The organism is Candidatus Thiodiazotropha sp. LNASS1, from assembly GCF_964212655.1.
Taxonomy (GTDB): domain Bacteria; phylum Pseudomonadota; class Gammaproteobacteria; order Chromatiales; family Chromatiaceae; genus Thiodiazotropha.
In genome coordinates, this window is sequence record NZ_OZ156465.1 from 117,579 (window position 1) to 130,627 (window position 13,049).

General features: G+C 51.9%; 1 protein-coding gene (only partly in view). It reads left to right on the forward strand.

Translation table 11 applies throughout. The features are described from left to right. On the forward strand, positions 1-13,049 hold the 5' portion of the coding sequence (locus AB8516_RS00625; RefSeq protein WP_369157054.1) for an Ig-like domain-containing protein. Its footprint extends 32,365 nt past the window's final position; the window shows 13,049 of its 45,414 coding nt (coding positions 1-13,049); it begins with the start codon at positions 1-3; the stop codon falls past the right edge of the window.

The following is a 13,049-nucleotide window of genomic DNA, read 5'->3' on the forward strand; positions in this document are numbered from 1 at the left end:
ATGCCTTATTCTTGTAATTTTTTTCCACGACTCCTCGATCATAAAGCCTCTCTGCTTTTCGGATCGCTGTTGTTGTTTTCCTCCTCGACTTCGGCGCTGGAAGGCTTTGATATTAGAGCTGCTTCGCCATTTACATCACAGCAGACCTCATCGGGTTATATTCTGTCGCTTTCCGATTGTGTCGAACTTAAAGATGTCCGTATCGATACCGGGAGCGAGCTTGTTTCATTATTGCCAGCCGATGCGTCAGGCAATCCTGGAAGCCAATTTGGCTGTGAATTCTCCTTTAATATGGAAGGGGCAGTACAGTATGAACCTGCTATAACGGCCTCATACATTGACGGAAGTACGACTCTCTATTCAGAACATTTCTCTGTTGAGCCTAATAAGCCCTCGATCAGTCTGGAAAGCATCGCGGTCAGTGAAGTCGATGGTAAGCAGTTTCTTGTTGCGAATCTGGATGCGAGCGACGATACGGATCTCTCATATCTCTCAATAAGGCTTACCGGTATACGGGCATCGGACCTGCGTAAGTCGGGCGGTGTGATTCAAAAAGCCAGGGAGAGTGCCTTTCTGGATAGCACCGAGGCTGTCAGGGTTTGGCCTCAGCACGACGAACAGGTGAGGTTTACCTTTTCCCAGGAAATCGATCAACCGTTGACTCCGGAGGAGATCGCCCGCAATGCATTGGTGATTCTTGAAGCAAGGGCTGTCGATGCATCAGGAAATCAGCAAGTTATCTCCGATATAAAATATCTGGGATCTACTGTGGACGAAAACATTAACGGATTCAGTGCATTTCCCGAGAGCCTGTTGTTTAGCGATGTACTGCAATCCGCGCGTATCATTCCGACCCTGGATTATGAATTTCGTGGCCCCACGCCGGTACCGGGCATCGGTCAGGGAATTAGCTATAGTTCGGCGGATCCGAACTCGGTCTTGGTGACCGCGGAAGGGGTTGTCTATCCACTACAGGAAACTGGTGGTGCGACCGTTGATATCACCGTGTCATTCCCCGGTCAGGATAGCATCACCATCCCTGTTACTGTCGATTTTAATCGACAGCTCATCGGGCTTGAATATGTAGGTCAGGAGCAGGGGCCGTTCGAACTGCAACGGCTCAACGAATTCATTGGTCTGCCCCCGCTCATTGCGGTGTTTGATGATGGCAGTGAAGCCCCTCTCAATGATTCGGTCGAAGTGATTTATGGGTTGCCTGATTTCGCGTCAGGTATTCTTTTTTTCGATGAACAGCAGGGGGTTAGTGCGAGTGCATTGATCACCGAAGCGAATCCGTTGTCGATCAATGCGCATCTGTTGCGGGATCCGTCGATCGAAGTGGCTATCCCCATTGTGTCGAACGATGCGCCCCCGGAAATCGCGTTCCAACTGCCGAGGAAGATTTCCGTTGGTGAAACGCTGATTCTGAAGGCCCAGGCAGAGGACGACTTAGGAATTGAGGCGGTAGAGTTTTGGCTTGAGGGGCAAAGAATAGGCAGACGCTTACGAATCCCGTACGAGTTGAGTCTTCCTGTGACTCAGGACATGGAGGGGAAACAACTCGTCATTTGGTCAATCGCTTATGATAGCGCCGGACAAGCGGTCAGATCGGCGGATCAGCAGGTGATTATCGAAGAGGAGAGTACCTTTGAACTGCCTAATTATAAGTTTGAAAAACCTATAAACTCACAAAGAATTATCGAATCCACTCCCTACCTGTTACAGGTGGCGTCCGATCTTGGTGAAGATGGAGACGCCTCTTCAAAGAGCGGGATCAGTTATATTGAATTCTTTTCTGAAGGTAGAAAAATATCTGAAAGTTACTTTTCCTTTGTCGAAGAGAGACCAAACCCGAGTAATCCGAAGAAAACCAACTATTTTGAGGTATGGCGGACACGTGCCGAAACGCCGTCTATCAGTACGGATGAGAGCAGTTTTAATGTCTATGCCCGCATTTACTCCCGCGGTTCCCATGCGGATTCCGATGTCAAGCTGGTCCGTGTATTGAAAAATGAGCAACCGATCGTCAACATCACCAGCCCGGTTCCGGGAGCCTCGGCGACCGTCGGCCAGCAATTGGATATTACCGTGGAGGCTGCAGATGATGTCTTGGCTGCGGGAACTGCGATCAGCCTACTGGTCAATGATGAAGTGGTTGATAACCTTTTTTATCAGGATACTGAGACCAGGGATTCAGGATCATTCAATTATCAGGTACATCAGCACACATTTCGCCTTGATGTAAAGGATGAGTGGCAGGGAAGTACACTGAACCTGAGAGCCAAAGCGGTCGATTTCCATCAGACCGTTTCACATTCCGAAGTGTTGCGTATTCCTGTGAAGGGCGATCAAGCGCCCACTGTTGCAGTCAGTCATCCGGCAGAAGGCGCTCATTTGGTATCGGGTTTGCCGGTTGAACTGCGCGCCAATGCGACAGATGACCTGGGTCTCTCCCACGTCAGCTTCTACGTCAACGATAACCTGGTTGGAACGGCTCATCGCGCACCCTATGCCTTTCTCTATCAAACCCGGGAGAATATCTCCGGTGAGCAGCCCTTGATGATCCATGCGGTTGCGTTTGATTCAGCGGGACAGAGTGCAACCAGTAACCAGGTCAATGTCACCTTGGGGCAGGATGAGCAGCTACCCGTCGTAAATATCGCATCACCACCCATCAACGAGTCAGATGCCGGGGATGACATCGCCGCTATTGTGGAAGAGAGCCAGTTTGTTTTCAAAGTGACCGGTTACGATAATGTGGGGGTCGAGGAACTGGAACTGACCGGCATCAGAAAAATAGACGGTCAGGGTTACCTGCTGACGGGGAACAGCGTAGATATATTGAGCGGAGTGGATTTCCTCCCCCAGGCGATACCCGGGGCGCTGAAGGCTTTTTCAGCCTTGAAACTGGTATCCGCCCCGGCATTCAGGCACCTGGATTCGGTAAATTACGATCGTTACCCGGTCGTGGTGAGGGCGAGAGACAAGACGGGCAATACAAGCGAAGCCCAATTCATCATCGGCGTTTATGCCGACCAGCCTCCGGTAATACGCGCCGTAACGGCTAATCAAACTACATTCTATAATTCCGATGAGCTGCGTTTGGATGTGGTGGCCAGGGACGACAGGTTTCTGGCTTCGGTGCATCTGGATATGTTTGTCGATGCTGAAACATCTCCTCGGCTATCCTTGGTCAGGGATGATTCAAACGGTTTTATTCAAACCCCGGAACTTGTTGAACGCATGGTCGTGCCGTTGGCCGATCTGGGTTTGAGCAACACCGCACACAATCTTAGAGCAGTTGTTACCGTAGCTGATGATCAGGGACAGGAGTCGGCTCCTTTCGAACTGTCGCTTGATTTGATTGCCGATGCGGTCACCCCGAATGTGGCCATTACCAGCCCGATTCAAAACACCAATTTATTTGCAGGCTCTAGAATTTCTGTTGAGCTCAGTGCCGCAGATGAGACGGGAATCAGAAGCCTCCAGGTTTCATCTGGGGGTGTGCCCCTCTACCAACAAAGCTATTCGGCGCCAGCGAAAACGGTTGAGGAGTCGTTTTCTTACCAGGTGCCTTCTGCGACGGGTGAGTTGGTATTGCAGCTTACCGCAGAGGATATACATGGAAATCAGGCGCCTGTTACTAACTGGCGTTACAACATAGTGCAAAACGATCCTCCACAGCTCGAGATCAGATCGCCTGCGCCTGGATCCCGTCTGGTGGAGGGAGAGCTGTTCAATATCAATTTTTCGGTGACGGACGATCAGTCTGTAGCACGTGTCGAGGTTTTTTTCAGAGACAGCGCCAGTGAGCAGGTTATCGAAACCATGGCTGGCCGTAATATCAATGAAGACCAGGAAACCGGCGCCTACTCAACCATTAGTGTCAGAGCGCCCCACTTGCCGGACTCATCAACTGGAATGCTCGGCGTACGCGCCGTCGATAGCACCGGACTGTCAACGGAAGTAGACCTCGAGATCGAAATACTCAATGATGAAGAGGCGCCGACCGTTGTAATTTCAGATCCGATCGATCCTTTCAATATCTTACCCGGAGAGAGTTTCGAACTGGAGGGAACGGTCAGTGACAATATCTATGTCAACGAAATAGAGCCTTTTTTCATCGATACGGCCAACAACACAGAAATTCCGGTAGAGTGGGAAGTGTTCTCCCGTGTCGATAGGCAGGAGAGTGTAACAGTGCCGAACCCCGGGTCATTCGGCAACGTTATCGTGGCAACCCGCTTCTATAGTGATTACAAAGGGCGGGTGCGCGTTCCGCGTACTTTCATTGAGAGTTATTCCGGACAGACATTAAGTTTTGTACTCAAAGCCCGTGACATGGGGATTAATGAGACAGCTACGAGCGGTCTGGATGTTACCATATTGGCGGATAGCGTTGGCCCTGATGTAAAGCTGTCGAGCCCCGCTGCTGATTTATACGACCGACAACCAGTTTATTTGGATGCCTCGATCCGTGATGAGATTTCGGTTGCTTCCTATGAGATTAGAGTCATCGACGATCAAGGCCGGGATGAGCTGATCGCGTCTGACGCGAATCTCAACGAGGTTCTGGTGACGGTTGATAACGTAAGTATTGATATATCAGCCTATCAGCCGAGTGAAAACCAGCCTGCATCTTTCGACATCGTGGTGCGGGCTACGGATCTCGCGGGTAATGAAACAGTTCTCACCAGCCGTCATCTGGTGCATGTGGATCAACCACCCTTGGTCTGGATTGAAGAGCTGGAGCCTGGACAGACCGTTGTCACCGGGCAGCCGACCAGAGGTGTCTATGTTGTTGAAGACGACTATGTTGATAGTCAGGAATCTTCCGTGAGGCTGTTGCCGGTATTCTCATCCCTGACAGGTATTGGCGAGCAACGGCTGGTCACGGGACACACGCTTCGCGTCGATGAGGAAAACAAACCAATCGTACAGATCGCCTATCCGGAAGCCGGCGCATGGTCTGGTCAGATTCTAATCAATGATATTGTCTATGCCGATATTGCTTCGGGCAGTCTCTCTTTGCATGCTCTAGTCGAACACGTGTATGGCGTAGCTACGGTCGATATCGAGTCTCTCGAGATTAGAACGGATACCCCACTGAATATCACCTACCATGTCAGGCTTTACTCGGATAATGCCTGCACAGGAAGTCCTGAGGTATTGCATATCGAGACTGACGGTAGGCTTAATCTTGAAACACTCCTCACCCCTGAGACTACACGTGCCGTGATAACGCCGGAATATCTCGGCGGGCCTGCTCCGACATTCTTGCATGAAATAGATCTGTCCTTGAAAGAGATTGAGGAGATACGTAGTTTCGATACAACCCAGGGGTTACAGAGTATCAATGCCGGTACGGCGGTGACTCTGGTAGTGGATGATAATGTAGAGGGCAGCTCGAGTCAGGGTTTTGTACAAACGGGTATCCAACATAGTCAGTCTGAGTTAGAGGGACGTTTTGGCTACTTTATGCCTAGTGTCGCCAACCCGGCATTTAACCGTATTGTCTCCCTGGGGCATGCTACTGACCGCTTCTCCCATGAAAGAGGTCCTCTAGAACTGACACAATTAGCTAGGCAGATCGTCATTCCCGACGATGTCACCCCTGAACTGACCATCACCGCTCCGGCTGAAGGGGTTGTGGTTGTGCCGCAGCAAAATATCCTGTTAGAAGCCGATTTCTCCGATAACACAGAAACCTTGGAGTCGCTGAATCTGATAGAGAACCGTCAGTCTGAAATCGCACTGTTCGGGGTCAACTACAGTCAAACATCATTCGCCATTCCCTATGTTGTTCCCATTGATTACAGTGCGGATGAATTGGAACTTACCCTGCTTGCAGAAGACAGAAACGGAAATATTGTCGAGCAAAGTATCCGGCTTCCGGTAGAGCAGAATGAGAAACCTTTATTGGATTTGAAAGGGTTTCACTCTTATTTGACCTCACAAGGCTATAAGAAGAATTACACCGAGCCGCAACGTCTGAATTATGGTGAGTTTTGGGTAAGGAGCGGTGAAACTTTCCGCATAGATACTGAAATATCCGATGATGCCGGATTGCAGAGTTTTGTCATCAACCAACTTGCAGCTGATGGTTCGATTGCGCAGGAGGTGTTTGCCGTGGATTACACGACGACCTGTCCGGTGCGACCGGTTGTGCATGATCTTGTGGAGGCTGAAATCCAGTTTGACCGGGCTGAGCCTACCGAGTACGAGGAGGTGGTTACCGACACATACGGTAATCAGGAACACAGAAGGTTCCTGGTTCATCCGCAGGTTAATGTCGTGCCGGAAGTCAGGATAACCTCACCGGCCCAGGGACAGCAGATTGCCGCGGGAACCTTTCAGGTCAAGCTTGGTGTCGTTGCCTCCGACGACCGGTTGTTGACGGATGCCAGCATTAAGGTCTTTGCGAATGGCGTACCCTTGAGTGTTACAAGCAAGAGTATCATTGAAGATATCGCCGGCGGCGATGTCGCGGTATCCCAGGCGTTTGCCTCGATCTATGACAGTTTCGAGCAGAATTACGATATTGAAACAGCGGACGCATACGGACATGCGGACAATCCTTATGCGGTAATGAGCAATTATGCTCTGGCGGTGCCGGATGGACTGATTCGCAGTGACCAGCCGTTGGTGCTCACAGCATATGTACATGATACCGATGGTGCGGTGGGTGCTCACGAAATAACCATGCTGGTGGCGGCGGATGACATTTTGCCCGAGCCGGCGATTACCAGGCCGGAAGTAGGCTATGGTGCAGTCGAGGACTCGGATTTCACGCTGGGTTTTCGCGGATATGACAATGTCAAAGTCAATCGTCTGGATATTTATACGGCCTATGGGGTATTGCATAACGATGGCAGCTATGCCCAGGGTGATTTCACTTTATTAAGATCGATTACCGGTATCCCTTCCGGGGACTTTGAGCCGGTCACGACCGTGAATATCGATACGCCGGAATATCTGCAAAAGCTCCATGTCGATCGGTTGAACGAGATACTGCCGCAGTTTGGCGTGAATATCGCCGATGTTCAGAGAACCGATTACTGGGTCCGTGTTGTCGCTTTCGATGCAGCCAATTCACAGGCTAGAGAGCTTCACTACCCGATTCGCGTGGATGAACGGCCGGTTATTGATGTGATCGAACCGCTTCCGGGGGCAAAGGTTGTCGAAGAGACCAGTCTCTATGTAAATGTACAGGCATTTGACGATGTCGGTATCGAGTATGTTCGCCTGGTCGCCAATTACGCGGATGGCAGGCCACCCTATGATATGCGGTTGAGACAGTCACCTTATAATTTCATGGTTCCCATGCCGGGCTTTGATGGCCAGAACTCTGCCAATAACCAGGTGACCCTGAATATCGAAGCCATAGACACCTATGGTGTCGCCAATAACGATCCGGATCAACATAGAGCGGAAGAGTCGCTCACGGTTGAGGTTGTCGAGGATCAGCCTCCTGTCGTGGCGATCGGTCTGCCCCGGAATGGTGACGAAATTATAGAAGGCCAGTATATGCTGGTGCAGGTCAACGCTGCTGACGATGCGGGTGTTGACCGGGTTGTGTTGAATGTTACTGGATTCAAAAATGGCGATCGCAGCTTTACCGACATGGTGTTCCCTTATGAATACCTGGTCGAAGTGCCTTACGGTCAGGCGGGATCGGATCTTTCCCTGACCGCTTCGGTCACGGAAAAGCGGCAAGGTGGCGAGCCACGTTCCGTTGAAACACCGGAAGCGGTTGTAGTGCATGTGCTCAAGGATGAACAGGCTCCCGAGATACAGGTGATGGCCCCGCCGTTGACGGGCGCCGCGATTGCGGAAAAACGGCCTTTACCCTTTAATCTGGACGTAAACGACAATGTACGTGTCGATTCCGTCAGGGTTTCGCTATATGTGGACATTAATTCAGACGGAATCTTCACTGACAATGAACAGGTATCCGATCATTTAATGTTGTCGGCTCCCTATTCAGGATCCAGGCCGGTAAAAACCATTCGTGAATATATGGGACTGCAAAGCGAAGCCCCTGCTCCCGAGAGTCTGGATATGCAGTTTCGCGTTACCGCCAGGGATGGTATAGGGAATGAAAGTGTTGTCGAAATTCCGGTCCAACTGGTGGGTAACAATCCACCCGAAGTGAATGGTATTACTATTCTGGATTCACGGGGATTCAGTCTTGGCGATATCGATGAGATTACCGAGGGACGCGAGATTGTCGTCAATGTCGTCGCAAGCGATCCGGAAGTCGGTGTGGATACCGCGACACTCTATTACGCCATCGGTCCTCCGGGAACTCAACCCGAGTATCAACTTGTTGGTGAGGATGCCAGTCTGCCATTTCATTTTCATCTCAAAGTACCGACAGGGAAGGTCGGCAACCTAGTGCGTTTCAGGGCGAAGGCGCGTGACATCGACGGCTATGAGTCACCTTTACACGATTCGCCCTTGGAACTGATGATCACAGCGGATGAACCTCCTGAGGTTACGATTACCCAGCCGGATAACAACAGTTCAGTCATTATCGATGGTCAGGATATCGATGTAGTGGCTGAGGTTTTCGACGACCTTGGGCCTGAAGGCATTGATCATGTTGTTTTCTATGTTAACGGCCAGCCTGCTTCTGTTGTCTATAGCAGTCGTGGGAAACTCAGCGGAAGTCATGCGCAAGAACATATCTATGAGGCTTCCCTAGCCGCTCCAAGCGGTGTCAACGGTTTTATCATAAAGGCGATAGCCTACGATGTTTTGGGTCAGACCGGTGAAAGCCAGGAAGTATTGGTCGGTCGGGTCGAAGATACCGTGGTGCCAAGAGTATCCATATTGTCTCCGCTAGATCATGAGATCCTGACCACTGCGGAAACTATAAGGGCTGTTGTTACCGTTGAGGATATCGGCACGACGAATCAGCAGGTCACCATGACCTGGCATCGCGAATTTCAGAATGCCCAGGGTCTTTGGGAACCCCTCAATGAAAGTGTGATTGAGCTGTTTCGCGACGATACCCGGGCTCCGGACGACAATACCCCGGTCAGTGACCCTGCCAATCACTACTATGTCTACTGGGCGGATTTTAGCGACGGTAATATCCTCCAAAGATCCGATAGGCGTAATGAACGGGTTCGTATCATAACCAGCGTGGTAACGCCGAACCATACAGTTAACCAGGAAACCTTTTATGAGGTCGGCCTGCCGATCAGTGAGCGGCGTTTTATCTCGCCGGATGAGACATCCTTTGAACAGGGCAAGGATGTTTACTATACCTCGGTACAACAATACCGTTCGCTTGACCGGGAAAACGCAATGGTTGCAGCCTGGTCGTCGGTCGATCCGATGCGCATCGAGCAGGGCTTGGGACAGAACTTCCAAGCGCAAGATGGGGATAGCGACCTGGATCACCTCTACCAACGGACCGGCATTTTTATCCTGGATGCGGTGGATGAGACAGAAGGTACTCAGGACGGTGAACGCTTTGTCTACTCGGCATTGCTGAACGGCGCCGCAGAGATCTTCAGCGGAACTATCGGAGAAATCGTTGCGGATGAGAACCTGGTGCTGGCTGCCAAATCAGGAGTGATCGAGCTCTCCGATCTACCATCCGAGCGGTTTGTTGAGGCTGGATTTGTGACCGAGTTGCAAGCCGAGATTCAGAGAGACTGGATAGGCGGACCCAACGGCAATGAAGGAAGCGGCGAACTATACCTACAGAACGAAAGCGCCGAACTGCTGCTGTTCAGCAACCAAAATGGCGATAATCAATTCGGTCTGCCTTTCCTCAAGCTCGGCAGGATCGATCTGCCCTATCCCGATACCTATGGCTTGGCGCGTAAGGACGATCTGGTTTTGGTCGCCAACGGACACGGTGGCATCCAAGTTATCGATATCAGCAATCTGCGGGCGCCCTACCATGTCGGTTATATCAAGCCGGACGGCTTTGCCAGGGATGTCAAGATCAAAGGCCGGTTCGCCTATATCGCAGCCTCCCATCAGGGGGTTGTCGTTGCGGATGTCAGCGATCCAGCTCTACCCATCGTCGCCTACGCCGATACACTGGGTGTGGCCAATCGGCTCCACCTGCTCGGGGATCGATTGTTCGTATCTGATATGGCCGGAGATGGTGGGAGTTCAAGACTCAATATTCTAGATATCAGCGACCCCTTTCATCCTCAGGTCACGAAAACGGTCGAATTGCATCCCGCACGCCCGGATCTTGTGCCGGATGGTGTCTATGATGTCCATGTTTCCGGCAATCTGGCCTATGTCACCGTACACTATTCGGATCAGGAGGATCTACCGGCTCAATCTGCTGTAGAGATCATAGACCTGGCGCGGCTTGAACAGGTCGATCTCGACGTTACGGTTCCGGCGATGATTCATCGGCAGGCTACCCTGGACAATTTCGCATCCCGTGATATTACATTGGCGAGGGGTGCTATCCAGGTGGCGGCGGGTCGCTCCGGTGTCAACCGGATCGAAATGCCGGCGCTCACGATTTTGAACCACCAGCCCTATTCCGACCAGACAAACGTTTCCACCCGGCTTACGGAAATTGCCATTGAACTCTCTTCTGTGCTGCCTGCGGATGTGGTGCTGTCAGATTTCATCGAGGTCCTGGAAGGAGATCCGCTGGTGGGTACGCCGGTTACCGACCGTTTCGATATCGGTTTCGCGGCCCGTGGTTCCGGTGTGACCCATCGGATCATCGAGTTGACGAGAAGGGACGGTGTATGGCTGTCACCCAATCAGCGCTACTATGTGCGTATCTCGTCAGGTTTGGCGCCGCTTACCGGGCAGGCATTGGCCGCTGACTATCTGTTTGCGTTTTCAACGGCGATCGCGGATGGCGCGAACTATCCCGAGATCACCTCGATCTGCACCGAGGAGAGCCATATATCCGGTGGTCCCTGTATCGCGGTGGGGGATATACGCGGTGGCACCGGGATCGTGGTGAGCGGTTATGGTTTTGGTGATGATCCACAATTGATACTTGGCGGCCAACCGCTGGTCGTCACCAATATTGTGACAACGGATATAGAGGGACTGCTACAACTTCATGCAACGACAGTGCCGAACTATGCGGGTCCGGCTGCTGTTTCCGTGACCAATGGACACCAACTCTCCGATACCGTGTTGGGCAGCTTTACATATGTAGACCAACTCAGTATCAGTTTCATCACGCCTGCGGTGGTGCGCACCGATCAGGCCGGCAGGAATGATCAGGTAGAGATTGTCGGCTATGGATTTCACAGCGGAATCAGCCTTAAGGCTTACAAGAGCGGGGTGCCTGAAAGTGCGATCATCGATGAGATAGATGGCGATCGGCTGCAACTCTACAGCGCGGAACGTATGGTCTGGGCAGCGCCTGATTTTCGCGATGAGAACGGAGCCGGCTATCGGGGATTCATCGATGTGGAAATCAGTGATGTGCTTGGCCGAAGGTTTGTACAGCCAAGGGCTCTTTTCTACGGAAGGCTTAGCGTCAACCGTACACTGCAGACAGAGTTCAGCTTTACCCAGGGAGATATCGATAGTCTGATTGACGAGTTAAATAACTATATCCCTGACGCGGGCAAGTTGCCTCCGGGGGAGATCGTCGATTTGGCGGTCGATAGTGAGCTGGATCTGCTCTACGTGCTTGGCCGTGGACTGACGGATGGGGATGTGCCTAAGCCGCAACGGGTTACCGATCCTGAGACTGTCCAGCACTACTACGCGCCCGGCTGGATCAGTCTTGTCAAATATCTGCCGGATACCATCGCCGATAGCGCACCGATGCATGGCCTGGGTTATTACAATCTACCTCAGGATATTGAACCAACCGCGATACTCCTGGGTGACAATCATGCCTATGTGACTGCCAAGGGGTATCACTTTCCCCATATCGATACCGCTTACGAAGGACAGTCCCTGTTACTTGTTTATGATCGGGAGATTCGTAATCCCGCTGACTATACGGAGCAGCCGCCCGGCAAGGACCGGGATATCATTTACGCCTTGCCCCTGCCGTTCAATACTTTCCCGACCCGTCTCACGCGCAAGGACGATTTGCTGTTCGTGGCGGGAGGCATCGAGGGTGTTGCCGTCCTGAGCACCACCAATCCCTCGCGGCCATCGGTGATTCGCAGAATCGATCAAGTATTCCATGCTGGGGAGCAGATCCGTTTGAACGCCAAGGATATCGCAGTCGTCAATGACGAGCTTCACGTGGTGTCGATCGGTGGCTGGCGCTATCTCTTCGATTTAACCAAACCTTCACTGCCCCAACTCAGTGTTTCGGAGTTTGGCGGTCAGACCGCTGCGATGCAGGGCGATCGGCAGTTTGCTACCGGAGATGGGCTAGAAATCGTCGACGTATCGACACCTGAAGTGTTGCGCATGGTGGGTGAATATAACGGCAACGGGTTTGTGGTTCCTGGTCAGAGCCACGGCATGGCGGCATTGTCCACGGAAGCGGTAAACCTGACACGCCTGAGAAAAAATGACCCGGCTGTTTGCGGCGATGAGTATACCGAGACATACCTTTCACTTTACGACGCCAGCCGACACAATCAGGTGACCCTGCTTGACGCGCTTTGGCTGAATCAAGGATGCCTTAAAACCAATGTGGTTGTCACAAACAGGGGCGGCGTTCAGACCTTGCCTGATCCGGTGCTGATGACAGATGAGGGATTTGCCGTATTCGCCTTACCGAAACAGGAAGAAGACGGCAGGCGGATATCCTATCTCAATTTTGTCGATACCCTGACTCAGGAGCTGGTCAGCGCATCGCCCTCACAGGGTGAGCGGGGTGTTTACCTGGACAGCGTAATTGAGTTGCGCTTCACACGCCCATTGCCTTCCGACTTGACCACCCTGACGCCCTATATATCGCTGGAGATGGATGATGGCAGCGGTGGTTTTCAGGCCGTGCCTTTCACCTTGCAATCAGGAACTGATGCCAGCACTCTCTTTGTCATGCCAGACAGTGTACTCATGGCCAACAGTAGTCATCGCCTGTTGTTGAGTGGGGATATCGATAGTCGCCGCACTGTAGGACT